Here is a 19,118-nt window from a genome sequence, read left to right as displayed (position 1 = left end):
CGTCTGCCCAGCGCAGCGGCGCCTCCCGAGCACAGACTCGCGGCTCAGCCCCCGACCGCCGTTCCCTCGACCTGCTGTTCGTAGAGCCGGGCATAGGTGCCGTCCGCCGCGATGAGTTCCGAGTGCGTTCCGCTTTCGACGATGCGGCCGCCGTCCACGACGAAGATGACGTCTGCGCCGACGACGGTCGAGAGGCGGTGGGCGATCGCGATCGTCGTCCGCCCCCGCGCGGCGTCATCGAGCGCCGCTTGAACGATGCGCTCCGAGATCACGTCGAGCGCGCTCGTCGCCTCGTCGAGCACGAGCACCTCCGGGTCCTTGAGCAGCACACGAGCGATCGCGATCCGCTGCTTCTCCCCACCCGAGAGGCGGTATCCACGCTCCCCCACAACGGTTCCATAACGCTCGGGAAACGAGACGATCGTGTTATGGATGTTCGCGGCACGGGCTGCCGCCTCGAGTTCGGCATCCGTGGCATTCGGCTTCGCGTACCGTAGGTTCTCGGCGATCGTCGCATGGAAGAGGTAGGTCTCCTGGCTCACGATTCCGATGTGTTTGACGAGCGACTGCTGTTGGAGGTCGCGCACGTCGGCACCGGCGAAGCGCACCGAGCCGGTGCTCGCTTCGTAGAGCCGAGGAACGAGATAGGAGACCGTGGTCTTGCCCGCCCCACTGGGTCCGACGAAAGCCGCGTACTGACCGGGTTCGATGGCGAACGAGACGTCGTCGAGGGTCGGGCGCGACTCCTCAGCGGCATCGGGATAGGCGAAGGTGACATGGTCGAATTCGACCCGCCCGAGCTCGGCCGTTCCCGCCTCGGCCACGGTCTTCGCGTCCGCTCGGTCGACGATGACCGGCTTCAGGTCCAGGTACTCGAAGATGCGGGAGAACAGGGCGGTCGAGGTCTGCAGATCGAGAGCGACGCGCATGAGTCCCAGGAGCGGGAACATCAGCCGGGCCTGTACGGTCGTGAAAGCGACGATCGTCCCGGCGGTGACATCCGTCGCCCCGTCGAGCACGAGCCAGCCGGCCACGAGGTAGACGATGGCGGGGATGCTCGACAGGAAGATGTTGACGAGGGCGAAGAACCACTGCCCGCTCATCTGCTGGCTCACCTGCAGGCGCACCTGATTGTCGTTCTCGGCGGCATAGCGCGTGATCTCGGTGTTCTGCCGCGTGAGACTCTTGGAGAGCAGGATGCCCGAGACGCTCAATGTCTCTTGCGTGATCGCCGTCATCTCTGAGAGCGACTCCTGCGTCTTCGCCGCGATGCGGGCACGCACCTGGCCGACCCGCCGCTGGGCGATGACCATGATCGGCATGAGAACCAGGGCGACGACCGTGAGCTGCCAATTGAGCAGCAGCATGGCGACGAACGCCGCGATGACGTTCACGGTGTTTCCGAGCACGCTCGAGATCGTGTTGGTGAGCACACTCGCGACTCCGCCGACGTCGTTCTGCAGCCGAGATTGGATGACGCCTGTCCTGGTGTGGGTGAAGAAGCTGAGCTCCATCGCCTGCAGGTGGGTGAAGAGACGCACGCGCAGGGCGCCCATGACTCTGTTGCCGACGGTCGCGGTGAGCCAGGTCTGCCATACCCCGAGGAGCGAGTTCGTCACGAAGACGACGATCATCAGGCCGACGAGCCCCAGCAACACGGGCATGTCCGGCCTCCCGCCCGGCGGGAAGAGGCCGTCGTCGAAGGCACGTTGCGTGAGCAGTGGAGGGATGACGCTGAGGCCCGCTCCGATGAGCACGAGCACGACCGTCACGATGAGCGCCGTCTTGTGCGGTGCGAAAAGACCGCTGATGCGCTTCAGGAGATGCGGGATCTTGGGCGCCTGAGCATTCTCCGCGCGCTGCGCCTGCGCGTCCCCGTTGCTGATGCGCGCACGGGGCTTGCCGTAGGTCCCGCTCTGGGGTATCGGACCACCGCTGCTCATGCTCGTGCGTCCTCCCTTCGAACCACGGTCACCCGACCCCGAGTCGCGCGAACCGCAGCCAGCGAGCTGCAGTCATAGCCTCACCCTACGACCAGAGAACGACGGCTACCGCGCTGTTCGCTCTGGGCAGCGCTGCACCGCGCCAGGACGTGCCGGGGCAGCGGACCACGGCACCCTGCCGGGCCGCGCCGGACCGGGGGTGCGATGCCCGAACATCACACCCGGCGTGCGATGCCCGAAAGCGACACCGGTGTGCGACGTCCGAAGGCTATCCCTTCGTCGCCCCGGCGAGCAGACCGCGCACGAAGAAGCGCTGCAAGCTGAAGAAGACGATGAGCGGAACGATGAGCGAGATGAACGCGGATGCCGTGAGCCGCTGCCACTCCTGGCCGCGGTTGCCGGTCAGCTCGGCGAGCCGTTGCGTCAGTGGTGCGACATTCGGCGTGCCTCCCGAGAACACGAGAGCGACGAGCAGATCATTCCACACCCAGAGGAACTGGAAGATCGCGAACGACGCCAGGATCGGCACCGAGAGCGGCAGGATGATCCGCAGGAAGATCTGACCATGGTTGGCCCCGTCTACACGGGCCGCCTCGACGAGTTCGCCGGGAATCTCCGAGATGAAGTTGTGCAGCAAGAAGATCGCCAACGGCAGCCCGAAGATCGTGTGAGCGATCCACACCTGGGTGTAGCTCTGCACCGGGATCACCGGGATCACCTCGTGCACCCACTCCTGAATGGGCAGCAGAAACGTCGTGAATCCCTGCAGCAACGGAATGAGCGCCATCTGCAGCGGAACGATCTGCAGGGCGAAGATGATGATGAAGATAATGCCGGCGCCCTTGAACGGGATCCAGGCGAGAGCATACGCGGCCATCGCCGCGAGCACCGTGGCGAAGACGACGACCGGGATCGTGATCGCGAGCGAGTTGACGAAGTATGCGCCCAGTTGCGGGGCCGACGCGGAGGAGGAGAGCAGCACCTCGCTGTAGTTGTCGAGCGTCCACCCCCAGTTCTGGAAGATCGTCCACCATCCGGTCGACTTGATGAGATTCTCCGGGCGGAAGGACGAGATCAGCAGGCCGAAGGTCGGGATGGTCCAGACGATCGCGATGAGCAGGGAGAAGATCGTCGCCGTGCGCGACGTGAGCCGTTTCTTGACCCGCACCGCCTTGGTTCCGTCCGCGTTGAAACCGCGGCGCAGTTCTCCGCGGGTCTCCTCGTCGACCGGGAGCTCGATCGGTGTGACGCTCATCGGATCTCCTTTTGCTGGCGCAGCACGCGGATGTTGTAGACGACGATGGGCAGGACCAGCAGGAACAGGATCAGGGCGAGCGCCGATCCTCTGCCCGGCTCGATGGCGCGAAACGCCTGCGTGTACATCTCGTTGGCGACGACGCTCGTCTCGAAGTTGCCGCCCGTCATGGTTCTGACGATGTCGAAGACCTTGAGGGTGGCGATCGAGATCGTGGTCACGACCACGACCAGTCCACCGCGGATGCCGGGGAGGGTGACGTTGGTGAACCTCTGCCACGCCGAGGTCCCGTCGAGTTCCGCCGCTTCGATCTGTTCCGTCGGGATGCCCTTGATCGACGCGGACAAGACCACGACGGCGAAACCGGTCTGCACCCAGATCATCACCACGATGAGCAGGAGAGTGTTCGCCGGGGCTGTCTGCAGCCACTGCACGGGTTGCGCACCGAGCCAGACGAGGATCTGGTTGAGCAGGCCGATCTGGTCGCGCTCGGCCGGGCGGTACTCGTAGACGAACTTCCAGATGATGCCGGCGCCGACGAACGAGATCGCGACGGGCATGAAGACGAGCGACTTGTAGATCTTCTCGCCGCGGGAGCGGTCGATGAAGACGGCGTAGGCCAGGCCGATCGCGGTCGAGATGGTCGGAACGAGGACAACCCAGATCACCGTGTTGCGCAGCGTGACGAGCGCTTCGGGCTGAGTGAACATCCACACGAAGTTGTCGAAACCGATGAAGTTGCCCGCTTTGTCGGCGAAGGCGGCGATTCCCGTGCGCACGGCCGGATAGACGAGACCGACGGCCAGCAGGAGGACCGCCGGCAGTAGGAAGGCGAGGAGCTGAAGGAGATCCCGCCCTTTCTTTGGTGCGCGATCGATGAAGAACAGGACGAGACCGATGACGATCGCGAAAACCGCGAGTCCGGCCACGACCTGGACGATCTTGCCGATGAGATCAGCTGTCGTCATGGACGTCTTCCTCTCCGTTGAGGTGGGGTGGTCGGAGCCGCGCGGGAGATGCCGCGCGGCTCCGGATGGTGCTGATGATAGTGCGGAACGGCTACTTCGACCAGGTTCCCTGGATGAAGGAGAGCGTGTCAGGGGTGCTCTTGCCCCCGATCCAGTCGACCATTCCCTTCCAGAACGATCCCGCCCCCACTGCACCCGGCATGAGGTCCGACGCGTCGAAACGGAAGGTCGTGTCCGGGTCCTGCAGGATCTCGACGCTCGTCTTCAGCAGTTCACTCGAGGCCTTGGCCGAGTCGAGGCCCTTGTTGGCGCTGATGACGCCGCCGAGTCCGACTCGGATGTTCGCCCAGGTGTCGCTCGAGAGGTACGTCTGCACCGCGGCTACCTCCTTTGCGTCACTGAACGCCGCGACGATCTCGCCGCCACCGGTCACGGCGTTCGCGCCGGCCTTCTCACCGGGAAGCAGGAACGCCCAGACGTCGCCGTCCGGCGCGACCGTGGTGCCCTTGGGCCAGAAGCCCTCGTAGAACGACGCCTGGTGGTGCATGGCGCAGGATCCGTCGAGGATCGGCAGGCCGGCGTCGCCGAACTCGGTCGTGGCGATCGAGTTCACGTCGCCGAGTCCCCCGTTGACGTAGTCGGGGTTCTTGATGAGGCTGCCGACCCCGTCGAAGGCCTTCGCGATCGCCGGGTCGGTGAACTTGACCTCGTTGGTGACCCATTTGTCGTAGACCTCTGGCCCGGACTGGCGCAGCACGAAGTCCTCCACCCAGTCGGTTCCCGGCCATCCGGTCGAGTCACCGGAGGCGAAGCCGACACACCATGGCTTGGTGCCGCTGTCGGCGATCTTCTTGGTGAGAGCTGACAGCTCGTCGAGGGTCGCCGGAACCTGCCATCCGTTGTCCTTGAAGGTCGACGGCGAATACCAGACGTAGCCCTTGACGCTCGCCATGAGCGGCGCTCCGTAGACGGTTCCGCCGACGGTGCCGTACCTCTGCCAGTCTTCCGACCAGAACTCCTTGGAGTTGGCGACGACCGTGTCGGGGGCCGGCTTGAGGTGACCGGCGTCGGCGAGGTCGGCCAGCAGGCCGGGCTGCGGGAAGATCGCGAGGTTCGGCGGGTTTCCGCCCTGCGCGCGAACGTTGATCTGGGTCTCGAACTCCTTGCTCGGCTCGTAGACGACGTCGATGCCGGTGCATGCCTCGAAGTCGGCCCACGACTCGTTGAGAAGATCGGCCTCGGTGTCGCTGATGGTGCCGTAGAGACTCACCTCGGTTCCCGCGTCGAAGCTGCCGTAGGCCTCGTAAGCGGCGCAATCCGCGACACTCGAAGCACCGGGTGAAGCGGTGTCACCGGTACAGCCGGTGAGTGCCAAGCCGATCGCTGCGGCGCTGGCGAGGGGGATCGCAAGACGGCGATGCCGTGTGAAGCTCATCTCTTTCTCCTCATTGAGTGTGATGCAGAAGGAACTGGGGAACCGGTTCCACACGCCAAACTACGACACTGATCAGCGCTTGCACAAGCCGTGAATGGTTACAATCTGGCAAAGAGAGCGCGCTCATTCCCGAGCTTTCCACAGATGCTCCCCCATCCGAGTGAACGATTCCCGCCATTGTTCCCGGAAATTCTGCAACCGGTTCCATATTTGCAGCCCGGCCGCTATCGTTGGCCCTGCGAGAGGGATGTCACGTTTCAGGCCTCCTCCACGACTGGAGCAGGCACTGAGATGTGGAACCCGTTCACACACGCGGCGGCCACAACGGTCGCGACCTCGAGGAGGAGGAGGAGGAGGCATGAGCGCGATTGCCGACGTCGCCAGACTCGCCGGCGTGTCGAAGGCCACCGCATCCCGGGCGCTGAGCGGACATGGCTACGTCGCCGACGAGACGCGGGAGCGTGTGACGGCCGCCGCTGCGGAGATCGGGTACATCGCCTCTCCCAACGCCGCGAGCCTCATCACCGGGCGCTCCAAGAACATCGGCGTCCTCATCCCCTTCGTGAACCGATGGTTCTTCGGCGAACTGCTCGAGGGCATCGAGAGCGCGTTGCTCGGTGAAGGCTACGATCTCACGCTCTACAACCTCACGGTGGGCGGGATCGAGCGCGAACGCATCTTCGACTTCTTCCTCGCCCGCAAGCGTGTCGACGCGATCATCGCGGTCGGGGTCGAGCTGAGCGCCAAAGAGCTCGAACTGCTCACCCGGCTCGGAAAACCGATCGTCGGGGTCGGCGTCCCCATCGAGGGAATACCCAGTCTGTCGATCGACGACATGACGGCCGCGCGACTCGCGACCGAACATCTCATCAGTCTCGGACACACCCGCATCGCGCACATCGGCGGCGGGCAGGCGGAGCGGATGGGTCACTCTGTGCACGGCAAGCGGCTCGCGGGGTTCCGTCAGGCCATGGACGCAGCCGGGCTGCCGGACGGCGACTTCTGGCCAACCGAGATGAGCATGCCCGACGGCTTCTCCGCCGCGCTCCAGGCGCTCGGCGACCCGCGCCGACGTCCGACGGCGGTGTTCGCCGCGTGCGACGAGATCGCGTTCGGCACGATGATCGCCGCCCAGCGGCTCGGCATCCAGGTTCCCGGCGAACTGTCGGTCGTCGGCATCGACGGTCACGAGTATGCCGAGATGTTCGGACTGACCACGATCGAGCAGAAGCCGCGCGAACAGGGCGGGCTGGCGGTCGAGATCGCGCTCGCGATGCTCGACGACGCGGCATCTTCTCGCCCGCCGACCGAGACGTTGCTGCCTCTGCGCTTCATGGTGCGTTCGAGCACGACGTCGCCGCCCCGCGGCTGAGACGCACACCACAGTTGAGGCGCGTACCCACAGCCGAGCCGCTCACCCGCTCGCACGCCGCCTTCCCCGCGAACCGACACTCGGTGGTCCTCGCGGCGAATCCAGGCCGCCCCGCCAGACCGTACGTCCGTGGCCGCGATCAGCGCACGTTCTCGCCGCGCTCGTGGACCCGGGAGGCCGGACCGACCTCGCGCCAGGTGTCGACCTGGGCACCGCTCGAGTCGACGAGGATCGGATCGTCGTCATCGAGGTCGAGGACCGTGCAACCAGAGACATCGTCGAGGCGTGGAGACTGGGCGTAGTGGCTTAGGGGCTGCGTCATGGCCGTGACGGTAGCTCCGTGAGGCGTCACGATGCTTGCGCGCAGGTGCACACGAGCTTGCGTCCGTCTCGAAGACACCTAACTGTTCTTCTGAGCGCATCTCTTCTGAGCTTCTGAGCGCATCTGTTCTGAGCACAACGGACGAGCAATACGCGTCATCTCGCGGAACGGGGTGGGAAGAGCGGATGCCCCGACCGGCCGGGGCATCCGCTCTGGTGACTACCGGGCCCAGTTGACGCCGATGAGCGTCGGTGCCCGGTGGATATCCGGCGGTTGCGCGACGAGTGAGTGCCCGTCGCCCGCTCGGAGTGCGCCGACGATGACCTGGCGCAGGTAGCGGGCGAAGCGCCGCCCGCGTGATCCGTTGTCCATGATGAGACTCGTTTCCGTGTGCGCGTCCCCAGCGGTGTGAACACACGACGTGGATGCACACGAGCGGACGCAGGGTTGCCGGAACGCCGAATGGCAGACCGGGTGCCCAGGCACCCGCTTGACGAAACTCTCGCGTTAGACGCGCGAGGGCGTCGCCCCGTTACCGGGGCGACGCCCTCGGAACACGGAATACCCGGTTGCGGAGTCAGAGACTCCGAATTCTGGGAGACCGCGTCCGTCGCGTAGGACTCGCAAATGCGAGCGCAACGCTACACCTCGAATGAACCCCTCGCGGGGCCCGACTACTTGAGGGAAGCGGTGGCGCCGGCCTCTTCGAGAGCAGCCTTCGCCTTGTCGGCGGTCTCCTTGTTGGCGCCCTCGATGACGGCCTTGGGGGCACCATCGACGACGGCCTTGGCCTCACCGAGGCCGAGCGAGGTGAGCTCGCGGACGACCTTGATGACCTGGATCTTCTTCTCGCCGACAGTCTCGAGGACGACGTCGAAGGAATCCTTCTCCTCCACCTCTTCGACGGCGGCGCCGCCGCCAACGGCAGCGGGGCCGGCAACGGCGACGGGGGCAGCAGCGGTGACCTCGAAGGTCTCCTCGAACGCCTTGACGAACTCAGAGAGCTCGATGAGGGTCAGGCCCTTGAACTGCTCGAGCAGTTCTTCATGTGACAGCTTTGCCATGATTTTCTCCTTTAGTTTCTTAGTGACTCACCGCGTGTCCAGACAGGTGCCTAGACAGCGGACCCCTGCTTCTCACGCAGCGCATCGACCAGACGAGCAGCCTTCGACAGCGGTGCGTTGAACAGATATGCGGCTCCGAACAGCGAGGCCTTGAAGGCGCCGGCGAGCTTGCCGAGCAGAACTTCACGGGACTCGAGGTCGGCGAGCTTGCCTACCTCTGCAGCGGTCAGGGGCTTGCCATCGAAATAGCCACCCTTGACCACGAGGAGGGGGTTTGCCTTGGTGAAGTCACGCAGCGACTTCGCGACGGCGACAGGGTCTCCGTGCACGAACGCGATGGCGGACGGACCGGCGAGTTCGTCGTCGAACGACGAGATGCCGGCGTTGTTCGCCGCGATCTTGGTGAGCGTGTTCTTCACCACGGCGTATGTGGCGTCCTCACTGATGTTCTTGCGCAGCTGCTTGAGCTGAGCAACAGTGAGACCGCGGTACTCGGTCAGCAGAACGGCGGTCGAGCTCTGGAACTTCTCCGTGAGCTCGGCAACCGCGGCTTCCTTGTTCGCCATGGCCTACTCCTATATGTCTACGTCACGCATCGCGGAAGCGATGCGTGCCTCGGCCGCCGGAGGCCAGGCTCGCGCAAACAAAAAAGCTCCGGCGCAGGGCACGGAGCTCAAACAGTCTCTCGACTGAAGACGACTTCACACACCTGCGCGGGCCCCTGCTTTCGCAAGCCTTCGATCACCACGCATTTTCATGCGCGACGACAACCAGCGGTCTTTGGCTTCGTCAAGGCTACCGGATGCCACTCCTTCTGCACAACTTTGCGCGGCGCGAGTCTGCATGCAGCTCTGAACGGCGCAGGTCCGCTCAGCGCAGGTCCGCTCAGCGTAGGTCCGCTCAGCGCAGGTCCCAACAGCGCATCGCCCCCCTCTTCCGGAAGGGAGGCCTCCGCCACGAACGGAGGCCCGTCCCTCGACAATCGACCTCCCCAGCATGCAAACGCCTCCCCTCCGGTGGAAGCCTCGAGGCAGAAGCCAGAGGCGGCCGGCGGACCGACCCGCCTGAGCCACCCAAGCTGAGCCACCCAGCTGAGCCACCCAAGCTGAGCCACCCAGTCCGAACTCCTGAGCCTCGAGCCTCTCTGCGCCGCCCGACTTGCGCCGCCCGACTTGCGCCACCCGACTTGCGCCACCCGGCCCACGCTGTCCCCGCATGCGCCATCCCGCCCACGCCATCCCGCCCACGCCACTCGGCCCGGCCCGCGCCACTCGGGACCCTGAGTTCCTCGGCCCGAACCTCTCGGCCAGGCCCTCAGTCGACCGACGGGATACGCACCGTGAAGCGCGTCTCGCCCGATGTGCTCTCCGCCGAGACAGAACCGCCGTGCGCGGTGACGACGGCTCGCACGATCGCGAGGCCGAGGCCCGTGCTCCCGGTCGACCGCGACCTCGAGGAGTCGGCCCGGGCGAATCGCTCGAAGAGATTCTCCCGCACCGAGGGATCAATGCCGGGACCGTCGTCGCCCACCGTCAGGACCGCCTCCCCGCCGACAACGGCGAGATTCGTGACGACGACCGTGCCGGCCGGGGTATGCGCAGCGGCGTTCGCGAGCAGGTTGGCCACGACCTGGTGCAGACGCGGCGCATCACCGGAGACCATGACCGGATCGGGCGGCGACTCCAACCGCCACTCGTGAGTCGGTGCGGTCGCGTGAGCATCGCTGACCGCGTCGACGATCATCCGCCCGAGATCGACGGGGTCACGTGCGAGCTCCCGCCCCTCATCCAGACGAGCGAGGAGGAGCAGGTCTTCGACGAGTCCGGTCATACGGACCGACTCGGACTCGATACGGGAGAGCGCGTGCGCGATGTCCGCAGGCACCTGCTCCCCGCTACGCCTGGTGAGCTCCGAGTAGCCGCGGATCGACGACAGGGGGGTGCGCAGCTCATGGCTCGCGTCGGCCACGAACTGCCGCACCTTTCGCTCGCTCGCCTCACGGGCGCCGAGCGCTCCGGCCACATGGTCGAGCATGTTGTTGAATGCCGCGCCGACCTGGCCGACCTCGGTGCGCGAATCCGCGTCGGCGGCCGGGATCCGCTCCGCGAGGGCGACCTCGCCCCGATCGAGCGGCAGCTCGGCGACGCGGCTCGCGGTCTGCGCCATCCGCTGCAAGGGACGCAGGGCACCACGCACGATGCGTGCGCCCAGAACGGCGGCGAGCACGATGCCGAACGCCGCGACGATGGCGACCGTGAGCACCACCTGGCCGACCGTCGTCTCCACGTTCGCGAGCGGAAGGCCGATGACGATGCGCAGCCCGTCGCCGGTGCTCGGCGCCGTGTCGAAAGCGACGAGTGCCCGGTAGTCGCCCATTCTCCCGCCGAGATCGAGGCTGTGCGCAGCGCCATCGGCAGCGACCGCGGCGAGGGCGGCGTCCTGCCCCGCGGTGAGGGCGTGCACGGTGCCTGCGGTGTCGAGATAGCCCGAGCTCAGCACCCTGCCTTCGACGAGCACGGCGGCGAGAGTGCCCTCCGCCTGACCCGGAGCCTCGAGCACGCGCTCGGCACTCGGGACGATCAGCTGCGGCGGCGTCGGAAGCGGGCCGAGCGAACCGCTGACGACGACCAGGGAACGGCTGATGGAGGTCGCCAGCTGCTCGTCGAGCCTGTCGGTCAGCGACGCACGAAGCGCGAGAACGCTGACGACGCCGACGAGGGCGCTCACGAGGGCGAGCAGCACGACGAGAGCGACGACGAGCCGGCGTCGCAGCGACCAGCCCGCGCCGCTGGGTGTCATCCGGGCGCCTTGATCAGATAGCCGGCACCGCGCACCGTGTGGATCATCGGCTCACGACCCGCATCGATCTTCTTGCGGAGATAGGAGACGTAGATCTCGACGACGCTGGCCTTGCCGCCGAAGTCGTAGCTCCACACCCGATCGAGGATCTGCGCCTTGCTGAGCACCCGACGTGGATTGCGCATGAGGAAGCGCAGCAGCTCGAACTCGGTCGCCGTGAGCTCGATCGGCTCGCCACCGCGGGTGACCTCGTGGCTGTCCTCGTCGAGCGCGAGGTCGCCGAGGACGATGAGCGGGTCATCGGCCTGCTCGGTGGTCAGAGTCGAGCGCCGGATGAGACCGCGCAACCGCGCGACCAGTTCCTCGAGACTGAACGGCTTGGTCACGTAGTCGTCGCCGCCAGCGGTCAGCCCGGCTATGCGATCGTCGAGCGAGTCCTTCGCGGTGAGGAAGAGCACGGGGGTCTCCGGGCGATCCGCGCGCACCCGCGCAAGCACGGTGAGGCCATCGAAGTCCGGCAACATGACGTCGAGCACGATCGCGTCCGGACGGAACTCGCGAGCGATCGACACCGCTTCCCGTCCGTCGCCCGCCGCGCGGGTCTCCCAGCCCTCGTAGCGCAGGGCCATGCGCAGCAGATCGGCGAGCGCGGCTTCGTCGTCGACGACCAGCACCCTGATCGGGCTGCCATCCGCACGCGTCATCCGGCGGGCGGGGGAATTCGGCGATTCGAATGCTGAGACCGTCATTCTTCTCAGTATCCGGAGTTTTCTATGAACCGTCTATGAGGCGACGGGGTTCAGGCTGTGCGTCATTGCAACTTTCTTGAATAGTCACGCGAACAGCCGGACGGGAGGCCACCACATTCTCGGGAGGCCATTACCGGCAGAACCGGCCTCCGCTCCGCACGGAAGCCTCCGCTCCGGCGACAACACCCGAGCGCAGCGCCCGGCTCAGTCCTGGCTAGGGAACGCGGCCGGTTGCCCGACACACCGGTGAGCCCGTCGAAACCGCCGACCGGATTCCGACAGGCCTGATCCGCAAGGGGCAGACCGTGAGCCGAGAGGAGACAATGGACCGGTGAGTGACACGATGCCGCAGCCGTTCGACCCGGAAAAGTCGTGCGGCGAGGCATTCGGAGCCGCATGTCTGCAGCGCATCGTGGCCGACTCGAGCGATCGTGTCGCCTGGTTGCGGGCCCGATCCCGCGGCATCACGGCCACGGATGTCGCGAAGCTGGCGACCCAGCGGTCCATCCAGAACGCCGCGCTCGACAAACTGCACGGCTCCGGGTTCGGCGGCAACGTCTGGACCGACCACGGGCGCAGCCGGGAACCGGTGATCGCGGCCTGGGTGCAGGCGATCCACGGCATCGCGCCGAGCACGAGCCTGTTCCACGCCGAGGGTCAGCCCCTGCACCTCGCCACCCCCGACGGCTTCGCGGTGCGCGCGAGCGGAGCAGTCGAGCTCGCCGAGATCAAGACGACGAGCAAGCCGTGGCGTAGCATCCCGCGCGCCTATCTGCGTCAGGTCTGGTGGCAGCAATACGTGCTCGGCGCCGAGCGCACGCTCGTAGTGTGGGAGCAGCATGACAATTTCGTGCCGACGCACGACGAGCCGCTCAGCCGCTGGGTCGACCGGGACGACGAGCAGATCGCTGTTCTCGTCGGTCTCGCCGGCCAGCTCGTCGAGGTGCTGCGCCGCCAGGTCGCCCGCGACGCGGCCTCCCGAGAAGCCCGGGAGCTCTACGGGCCGGGAGCGCTGTACGTCTAGTGACGGTCGCCGGGTCGCGATTCGTGCCTCTCCCGGGCGGCAATGACCGCATCCCATGAACAGGACCCAGACCGCCGCTGACGCTCCGAGCGTCGCGACAGAGTCGAGGGGGCCGAGCGCGACACACACCGGATCTGCAGCGCGGCGCCTTTGTGAACCGTCCGTGCATCGATCACGCGAGTGATCGAGCCACCAGCCGGGTGTGGCTGAGCCAGATGACCGCACACCCCATGAGTCCGATGAACCCGGCGATCGCGACGACGTAGATGAGCACAGCCCTGTAGCCCCCTGGCTGCGCGGGATCGAGGAACGGATAGGGGTACCAGCCGACGATCGGGCCGCGCAACATGGTGTACACCGACCACACGAGTGGGAAGGAGACGATGGCCCAGAGTCGGTTCCAGGGCAGCGGCGACTTGCCGGGCGTGAAGATCCAGACGAGAACCATGTAGCTCGGCGCCCAGAGATGCAAGATCTCGTTCGACCATGGCAGCGTCGTCGCCTGGTCGAGCGAGACGTCGCGCAGCAGCAGGTTATAGACGACGCCCGTCGTCGCCATGTAGGTCACGACGCACGCGAGCACGACATTGTACAAGGGCGGGTCGATCTTCGTCCTGAAGCAGTACCAGGCGCCGATGAGCAGGACCACGACGGACAGGGTGTTCGAGAGGATCGTGAAGAAGCTGAAGAAGTTGACGGCGAACGCCGCGGGATCGGGAACCATGGAGAAGCTCTTCGCGAACTGTCCGACGATTGCAGTGACGATGGCCGCAGCCGCGACGATGCGGATGAAGCCGAAGATCTTCCTCACATGGTTCCTCTCGTTTCGCGCCTTCGATAGCGCTGAATGCAGCTTAGTGACCGGGAGCCTGGCTGGAAGTCCCCTACATCGAGTTACATCGAGTCGAAGAGCCGAGACACGGGTGGCGCTGCTCGCAGATCCGTGTCTGCCCGTGGTTCCATGGGACGAGACCCCGTGCGCGGACCGACCGCGATGAGCACCCAACGAGCGATCGTGGTCGCGCCGGATCATGCTCCGGCGTCAAGGAGGCGGAATGTCCGAGACCATGCGCGCGCTCGTCATCGACCGGACCGGCGACCCAGACGAACTGCATATCGCAGAGGTGCCGCGTCCGCTACTCATCGGCGACGAGGTGCTGGTGCGGGTCGCGGCGGCCGGCGTCAACCCGATCGACGCGAAGACCCGAGCGGGTCGCGGTGTCTCCGCGGCGATCGAGCGCTTCCCCTGCGTTCTCGGCAACGACTTCAGCGGGGTCGTCGAGGCGGTGCCATACTCCGACCATCCGCTGCAGCCCGGCACGGCCGTCTACGGCATGGGCCGCGTCCCGCGGCTCTCGGGCAGCTTCGCCGAGTTCGTCTCTGTGTCGTCGATGAGCATCGCCCGCAAACCCGCGAACCTCGGTCATGTCGAGGCCGCGGCCGTTCCCGTCGCAGCGCTGACCGCGTGGGGGATGGTCGTCCACCTCGCCAAGGCGCATGCCGGGCAACGGATGCTCGTGCACGCCGGCAGCGGCGGCGTCGGCCACTTCGCCGTGCAGTTCGCACGCTTCTTCGGCGCACAGGTGGTGGCGACAGGCTCGGCACGCAACGCGGACTTCCTGCGCGAGCTGGGCGCCGTCGATGTCATCGACTACTCGACGCAACGCTTCGAGGATGCCGTCGAGGGTATGGATGTCGTCATCGACCTCATCGGCAATGTCGCTGACGACACCGGTACCCGTTCGCTCGAGGTGTTGCGCCCCGGCGGGCTGCTCGTCAATGCCCCCACCGGCAGCTGGCCGACAATGGCAGAGGATGCCGCGGCGCGTGGCATCCGTGCCACCGGTTTCAACGTCTCGCCCGACGCCCGCACCCTCGGCATCATCACTCGAATCATCGAGTCGGGAGACGTCCGCGTGCACGTCGACCGCGTGCTCGATCTCGCAGAAGGCGCCGACGCGCATCGGGCGATCGAAGACGGGCACGTGCGCGGCAAACTCGTGTTGCGCGTCGCCGAGCTCTGAACGAACCTTCCCGCGGCCGGCCCCCCTGCCCTGCCTGCCTGCCCTGTCATGTCCCGCCCTGCCCTGCCTGCTCTGCCCTGCCTGCCCTGCCCTGCCTGCCCTGCCCTGTCATGTCCCGCCCTGCCCTGCCCTGCCTGCCCTGTCATGTCCCGCCCTGCACGGCCCGAAGGGAGGCCTTCGCGAGATCGGGAGGCCGCCATCCGCAGAACTGGCCTCCCCTGCGAGCGAAGGCCTCCGCCCCGGGGCTATGGCGTCACCATCCTCCGGCCGCGCAGGAGACGTGCGCCGGTCGTCAGAGGGCTCGTTCGAGCACGAAGTCGTCTTCGAGCCTGCCGCCGACGAGGAACCGCTTGCGACCCACCTTGGCGAAGCCGTTCTTTTCGTAAAAGCGGATGGCGCGCCCGTTCTCCTCGTTCACACCGAGCCAGGCGCCGGATGCTCCCCCCGCGCGCGCGACCTCGAGTGTCTTCGCCATGAGCTCGGCGGCGGCCCCATGGCCATGGCTTCCTGCGCGCACATAGCACTTGCTCAGCTCGACGGTGGGACGGATGCCGACCGCGGCGGCCACATCGGGATCTCCCGGTTCGCCGAAGACCAGCATCGTATAGCCGACCGCTTCGCCGTCGCTCTCCGCGATGAGGATCTGCTTCGCCGGATCAGCGAGATACTCTGCGAAGTTCCGCTCCGAGAGCACGTCGCGCAGGAACTCGGCGACGGCCTCGGCGGTCGTGTGTGGAGGACAGGCGAGCGCGAAGGTCGCGGCGGCAAGATCGGCGAGCACGGCGGCGTCCACCGGCCGTGCGAGACGGGTGGCGGTCATCGATCCAGACTATCCAGTCGCCTGAGCAACCACCGACCACAAACCACCGGCCACCGGCCACAAACCACAAACCACAAACCACAAACCAGGTTGCCGCGAATCCTGGGTCGAAGTCTTGTAGACCCTGGATTCGCGGCAACCGATCAAGGCCATCCGCAGATGACCGCGATGGATCGCGGGCCTAGAGGAAGCGGGCGTAGGCCCCGATCGTCAGAAAGGTCGGGAACTCCGGCTCGAGCGCGACCAGGCGGAACACCTCGATCGCATCATCGAAACGGTCGGCGCCGGTGCGCGGCAGCCCGGCCGCGACATCCTGCAGCACCGATTCGACCCAGGCTTCGTCGACACGGCGACCCTCGGCGGTGACGGCGTTGTCGTGCACCCACTGCCAGAGCTGCGAGCGCGAGATCTCGGCCGTCGCCGCGTCTTCCATGAGATTGTCGATGGCCGCGGCGCCGACGCCCCGCAGCCACGACTCGATATAGCGGACCGCGATCGACACGTTGTCGTACACGCCTGCCTCGGTCACCCGCCCACCGATCGACGGGATGTCGAGCAGTTGCTCCGCCGTGACGTGCACGTCGTCGCGCAGTCGATCGAGCTGATCGCCACGGTCGCCGAAGACGGCGTCGAACTCTGCCAGCGCCGTCGGGATCAGATCGGGATGCGCAACCCAGGTTCCGTCGAAACCGTCTGAAGCCTCTCGTCGTTTGTCGGCGGCGACCTGTGCCAGCGCCTGCGCCGTCACCTCGGGATTACGTCGGTTCGGGATGAAAGCGCTCATGCCTCCGATGGCATATGCACCACGTCGGTGGCATGTCGCAACGAGCAACTCCGTGTAGGCGCGCATGAACGGGACCGTCATGGTGATCCGCTTGCGGTCGGGGAGGACGAATCGTCGTCCGCGCGAACGAAAGGTCTTGACGATGCTGAAGATGTAGTCCCATCGACCGGCGTTGAGCCCCGCGCAGTGCTCGCGCAGCTCGTAGAGGATCTCCTCCATCTGGAATGCCGCCTGGATGGTCTCGATCAGCACGGTCGCGCGCACGGTGCCGCGCGGGATACCGAGGAAGTCCTGTGAGAAGACGAAGATGTCGTTCCACAGCCGCGCCTCGCGGCGCCCCTCGAGCTTCGGCAGGTAGAAGTAGGGGCCACTTCCCTGATCGATGAGCATGCGCGCGTTGTGGAAGAAGTAGAGGCCGAAGTCGACCAGGCTCCCCGAAGCGCTCATGCCGCGTCCGGCGCGATCATGGAAACGGATGTGCTTCTCGACGAGGTGCCAGCCGCGCGGCCGCATCACGATCGTCGGGGTTCCCGATCCGCCGATCGGACTCTCGACGCGATACTCCTTGCCCTCAGGACTCGTGAAGCTGAGCTGTCCGCGTAGCGCGTCGAACAGGGTGAGCTGTCCCTCGACCACATTCGCCCAGGTCGGGCTCGTCGCGTCCTCCTGGTCGGCGAGCCATACCTTCGCGCCGGAGTTGAGCGCGTTGACGGCCATCTTGCGGTCGGTCGGACCGGTGATCTCGACGCGACGGTCCCGCAGTCCTGGGCCGGCTCCGGCGACCCGCCATGAGGAGTCATCGCGGATATGCGCGGTCTCGGGCAGGAAGTGCGGGTCGCGACCGTTGGCGGCATCCACCCGCGTCTGCAGCCGTGCGGCGAGCAAATCGTGGCGGGTTCCCGCGAAACGGTCATGCAGTTCCGCGAGGAACCGCAGAGCATCGGGCGTGAGGATCTCGTCGTAGCGCGGGCCGAGGTCGCCCGTGACCTCGATCCGAGGTTTGTGGCTGGGGAACGGGATCGACCCGGTCGTCAGCCGGGTGCCCGTCGACAGTTCACTCAGGGTGGATGCAGCGGTGGTGTTCATGGTCTGTCTCCTTGCGAGATGGAGTTCGTGCAGTAATCGGATGCTCAGAACTGTTCGGCCTCGGTCGATCCGACGAGGGCAAGGGTGGCGCTGTCAGGGTTGAGCGCTGCGGCGATCCGGTCGAAATAGCCGGTGCCGACCTCCCGCTGGTGACGGGTGGCGGTGTATCCACGGGATTCCGAGGCGAACTCGGCCTCCTGCAGCTCGACGTACGCGCTCATGTGCCGCTCGTTGTAGTCCTGCGCGAGCGTGAACATCGAGTGGTTGAGGGAATGGAAGCCGGCCAGTGTGATGAACTGGAAGGCATACCCCATGCTGGCGAGCTCCCGTTGGAAACGAGCGATCTGGTCGTCGTCGTGGTGACGCTTCCAGTTGAACGACGGCGAGCAATTGTAGGCGAGGCGCTTGCCCGGAAAATCCTGGTGGATGCGCTCGGCGAACCTGCGGGCGAGCTCGATGTCGGGCTCGGCGCTCTCCACCCAGAGCAGGTCGGCGTAGGGCGCATAGGCGAGGCCGCGCGCGATGACCGGGTCGATGCCGTTCTGGACGGTGTAGAAGCCGTCGGCGGTGCGCTCCCCTGTGACGAACGGCCGGTCGCGCTCGTCGTGGTCGCTCGTGATGAGGGTCGCAGCGAGGGAGTCGGTGCGCGCGATGACGATGGTCGTTACGCCCGCGACGTCCGCGGCCAGTCGCGCCGCGTTGAGGGTGCGAATGTGCTGGCCGGTGGGCACGAGCACTTTGCCGCCCATGTGCCCGCACTTCTTCTCGCTCGCGAGCTGGTCCTCCCAGTGCACCCCGGCTGCGCCGGCCTCAATCATCGAGGCCATGAGCTCGTAGGCATTGAGTGGGCCACCGAAGCCGGCCTCTGCGTCGGCCACGATCGGCGCCATCCAGTCGAGCTCGTCGCTCACATCGCGCCAGCCGACCGAGTCGTCTCCGCCAGTCGAGCCTGTCGAAACCGCTGCGGATACGCCTTCGGCGGACTCAGGACAATGCTCGAAATGCTCGATCTGAGCGGCTCGAAGCAAGGCGTTGTTGATGCGACGCACGACCGCCGGAACCGAGTTCGCGGGGTAGAGCGACTGGTCGGGATAGGTCTGGCCGGAGAGATTCGCGTCAGCGGCGACCTGCCAGCCGGAGAGGTAGATGGCCTTGAGCCCGGCACGCACTTGCTGCACGGCCTGGTTTCCGGTGAGCGCTCCGAGCGCGGCGACCCAGTGCGGGTCGTGCGGCGTCCCGCTGTTCTCTAGCTCTTCCCAGAGCTTCTCGGCGCCGCGGCGCGCGAGGGTGTGCTCCTCGCGCACCGGGCCGCGCAGGGCGACAACGTCTTCCGCCGTGTAATCGCGACGGACGCCCTCCCAGCGCGGATCGGCTGCCCACTCGAGCTCGAGCTCGGTCGCGGTCTGTGTCTGGTCGCCGGGGCGGGGTGTGGTGCTCATGGTCTCTCCTCGTGATCGGCCCTGGGGCTCCTCG

At 66.4% G+C, this 19,118-nt stretch carries 17 protein-coding genes; 3 read left to right on the top strand and 14 right to left on the bottom strand.

Features of this window, described 5'->3' with window-relative positions:
• Window positions 1-44: 44 nt before the first annotated feature.
• The 4 genes from ACFQB0_RS00370 to ACFQB0_RS00355 form a co-directional block, all read right to left on the bottom strand.
• The gene (locus ACFQB0_RS00370) at window positions 45-1,943 is read right to left on the bottom strand and encodes an ABC transporter ATP-binding protein (RefSeq protein ID WP_386726144.1); all 1,899 of its coding nucleotides are present in this window, start codon (window positions 1,941-1,943) and stop codon (window positions 45-47) included.
• Window positions 1,944-2,211: 268 nt separating this feature from the next.
• Window positions 2,212-3,198 carry a carbohydrate ABC transporter permease gene (locus ACFQB0_RS00365; RefSeq protein ID WP_386726141.1) on the bottom strand — a complete coding sequence of 329 codons (987 nt, stop codon included), beginning with the start codon at window positions 3,196-3,198 and terminating at the stop codon, window positions 2,212-2,214.
• Entirely contained in the window at window positions 3,195-4,166 is a 972-nt protein-coding gene (locus ACFQB0_RS00360; protein WP_386726138.1) for a carbohydrate ABC transporter permease, read from the bottom strand. The genes ACFQB0_RS00365 and ACFQB0_RS00360 overlap by 4 nt, the downstream gene beginning before the upstream one ends.
• Before the next feature lie 91 nt (window positions 4,167-4,257).
• Entirely contained in the window at window positions 4,258-5,601 is a 1,344-nt protein-coding gene (locus ACFQB0_RS00355) for an ABC transporter substrate-binding protein (RefSeq protein ID WP_386726136.1), read from the bottom strand.
• Window positions 5,602-5,959: 358 nt separating this feature from the next.
• Between ACFQB0_RS00355 and ACFQB0_RS00350 the strand changes: the two genes are divergently transcribed.
• A complete protein-coding gene (locus ACFQB0_RS00350; RefSeq protein ID WP_386726133.1) occupies window positions 5,960-6,973 on the top strand; it encodes a LacI family DNA-binding transcriptional regulator in 1,014 nt (337 codons plus the stop codon).
• A gap of 139 nt (window positions 6,974-7,112) precedes the next feature.
• Here the strand turns inward: ACFQB0_RS00350 and ACFQB0_RS00345 are convergent, their stop codons facing one another.
• From ACFQB0_RS00345 to ACFQB0_RS00320, 6 genes are all read right to left on the bottom strand, one after another.
• The gene (locus ACFQB0_RS00345; protein WP_386726130.1) at window positions 7,113-7,295 is read right to left on the bottom strand and encodes a hypothetical protein; all 183 of its coding nucleotides are present in this window, start codon (window positions 7,293-7,295) and stop codon (window positions 7,113-7,115) included.
• A 219-nt stretch (window positions 7,296-7,514) separates the two neighbouring features.
• Window positions 7,515-7,667, bottom strand: coding sequence for a hypothetical protein (locus tag ACFQB0_RS00340; protein WP_386726128.1), 153 nt, complete (start codon window positions 7,665-7,667; stop codon window positions 7,515-7,517).
• A gap of 302 nt (window positions 7,668-7,969) precedes the next feature.
• Entirely contained in the window at window positions 7,970-8,359 is a 390-nt protein-coding gene (rplL, locus tag ACFQB0_RS00335; RefSeq protein ID WP_386726125.1) for a 50S ribosomal protein L7/L12, read from the bottom strand.
• A gap of 50 nt (window positions 8,360-8,409) precedes the next feature.
• On the bottom strand, window positions 8,410-8,925 hold the full coding sequence (rplJ, locus tag ACFQB0_RS00330) for a 50S ribosomal protein L10 (RefSeq protein WP_386726123.1): 516 nt from the start codon (window positions 8,923-8,925) through the stop codon (window positions 8,410-8,412).
• Between the two features lie 748 nt (window positions 8,926-9,673).
• Window positions 9,674-11,158: a sensor histidine kinase gene (locus ACFQB0_RS00325; protein ID WP_386726120.1), complete on the bottom strand. Its 1,485-nt coding sequence runs from the start codon at window positions 11,156-11,158 to the stop codon at window positions 9,674-9,676.
• Window positions 11,155-11,907, bottom strand: a complete 753-nt coding sequence (locus tag ACFQB0_RS00320; RefSeq protein ID WP_386726117.1) for a response regulator transcription factor — start codon at window positions 11,905-11,907, stop codon at window positions 11,155-11,157. Before ACFQB0_RS00320 ends, ACFQB0_RS00325 begins: the two co-directional genes overlap by 4 nt.
• Window positions 11,908-12,250: 343 nt before the next feature.
• On the opposite strand from ACFQB0_RS00320, the gene ACFQB0_RS00315 reads away from it, so the two are divergent.
• Entirely contained in the window at window positions 12,251-12,931 is a 681-nt protein-coding gene (locus tag ACFQB0_RS00315) for a YqaJ viral recombinase family protein (protein WP_386729568.1), read from the top strand.
• A 172-nt stretch (window positions 12,932-13,103) separates the two neighbouring features.
• Here the strand turns inward: ACFQB0_RS00315 and ACFQB0_RS00310 are convergent, their stop codons facing one another.
• Window positions 13,104-13,742, bottom strand: coding sequence for a Pr6Pr family membrane protein (locus ACFQB0_RS00310; protein WP_386726114.1), 639 nt, complete (start codon window positions 13,740-13,742; stop codon window positions 13,104-13,106).
• A gap of 244 nt (window positions 13,743-13,986) precedes the next feature.
• Between ACFQB0_RS00310 and ACFQB0_RS00305 the strand changes: the two genes are divergently transcribed.
• Window positions 13,987-14,955 carry an NADP-dependent oxidoreductase gene (locus ACFQB0_RS00305; RefSeq protein WP_386726112.1) on the top strand — a complete coding sequence of 323 codons (969 nt, stop codon included), beginning with the start codon at window positions 13,987-13,989 and terminating at the stop codon, window positions 14,953-14,955.
• Between the two features lie 292 nt (window positions 14,956-15,247).
• Here ACFQB0_RS00305 and ACFQB0_RS00300 read toward each other — a convergent pair whose 3' ends face one another.
• The 3 genes from ACFQB0_RS00300 to aceA all read right to left on the bottom strand — a co-directional run bounded on the left by ACFQB0_RS00300 (window position 15,248) and on the right by aceA (window position 19,084).
• Window positions 15,248-15,775: a GNAT family N-acetyltransferase gene (locus ACFQB0_RS00300; RefSeq protein WP_386726109.1), complete on the bottom strand. Its 528-nt coding sequence runs from the start codon at window positions 15,773-15,775 to the stop codon at window positions 15,248-15,250.
• A gap of 181 nt (window positions 15,776-15,956) precedes the next feature.
• Window positions 15,957-17,645 carry a malate synthase A gene (aceB, locus tag ACFQB0_RS00295; RefSeq protein WP_386726106.1) on the bottom strand — a complete coding sequence of 563 codons (1,689 nt, stop codon included), beginning with the start codon at window positions 17,643-17,645 and terminating at the stop codon, window positions 15,957-15,959.
• Between the two features lie 44 nt (window positions 17,646-17,689).
• Window positions 17,690-19,084 carry an isocitrate lyase gene (aceA, locus tag ACFQB0_RS00290; RefSeq protein ID WP_386726104.1) on the bottom strand — a complete coding sequence of 465 codons (1,395 nt, stop codon included), beginning with the start codon at window positions 19,082-19,084 and terminating at the stop codon, window positions 17,690-17,692.
• Between the last annotated feature and the right edge of the window lie 34 nt (window positions 19,085-19,118).

This window comes from Luethyella okanaganae, assembly GCF_042660285.1.
Taxonomy (GTDB): Bacteria; Actinomycetota; Actinomycetes; order Actinomycetales; family Microbacteriaceae; genus Luethyella; species Luethyella okanaganae.
Note: the sequence above shows the minus strand (reverse complement) of the source record. Positions and strands in the feature narration are given on the sequence as shown.

Bases quoted from the DNA above. Each gene is read 5' to 3' on its own strand.
- rplJ (WP_386726123.1), bottom strand. From the start codon at position 8,925: ATGGCGAACAAGGAAGCCGCGGTTGCCGAGCTCACGGAGAAGTTCCAG.
- ACFQB0_RS00360 (WP_386726138.1), bottom strand. From the start codon at position 4,166: ATGACGACAGCTGATCTCATCGGCAAGATCGTCCAGGTCGTGGCCGGA.
- ACFQB0_RS00315 (WP_386729568.1), top strand. From the start codon at position 12,251: ATGCCGCAGCCGTTCGACCCGGAAAAGTCGTGCGGCGAGGCATTCGGA.
- ACFQB0_RS00365 (WP_386726141.1), bottom strand. From the start codon at position 3,198: ATGAGCGTCACACCGATCGAGCTCCCGGTCGACGAGGAGACCCGCGGA.
- ACFQB0_RS00325 (WP_386726120.1), bottom strand. From the start codon at position 11,158: ATGACACCCAGCGGCGCGGGCTGGTCGCTGCGACGCCGGCTCGTCGTC.
- rplL (WP_386726125.1), bottom strand. From the start codon at position 8,359: ATGGCAAAGCTGTCACATGAAGAACTGCTCGAGCAGTTCAAGGGCCTG.
- ACFQB0_RS00305 (WP_386726112.1), top strand. From the start codon at position 13,987: ATGTCCGAGACCATGCGCGCGCTCGTCATCGACCGGACCGGCGACCCA.
- aceB (WP_386726106.1), bottom strand. From the start codon at position 17,645: ATGAACACCACCGCTGCATCCACCCTGAGTGAACTGTCGACGGGCACC.
- ACFQB0_RS00320 (WP_386726117.1), bottom strand. From the start codon at position 11,907: ATGACGGTCTCAGCATTCGAATCGCCGAATTCCCCCGCCCGCCGGATG.
- ACFQB0_RS00370 (WP_386726144.1), bottom strand. From the start codon at position 1,943: ATGAGCAGCGGTGGTCCGATACCCCAGAGCGGGACCTACGGCAAGCCC.
- ACFQB0_RS00345 (WP_386726130.1), bottom strand. From the start codon at position 7,295: ATGACGCAGCCCCTAAGCCACTACGCCCAGTCTCCACGCCTCGACGAT.
- aceA (WP_386726104.1), bottom strand. From the start codon at position 19,084: ATGAGCACCACACCCCGCCCCGGCGACCAGACACAGACCGCGACCGAG.
- ACFQB0_RS00340 (WP_386726128.1), bottom strand. From the start codon at position 7,667: ATGGACAACGGATCACGCGGGCGGCGCTTCGCCCGCTACCTGCGCCAG.
- ACFQB0_RS00350 (WP_386726133.1), top strand. From the start codon at position 5,960: ATGAGCGCGATTGCCGACGTCGCCAGACTCGCCGGCGTGTCGAAGGCC.
- ACFQB0_RS00355 (WP_386726136.1), bottom strand. From the start codon at position 5,601: ATGAGCTTCACACGGCATCGCCGTCTTGCGATCCCCCTCGCCAGCGCC.
- ACFQB0_RS00300 (WP_386726109.1), bottom strand. From the start codon at position 15,775: ATGACCGCCACCCGTCTCGCACGGCCGGTGGACGCCGCCGTGCTCGCC.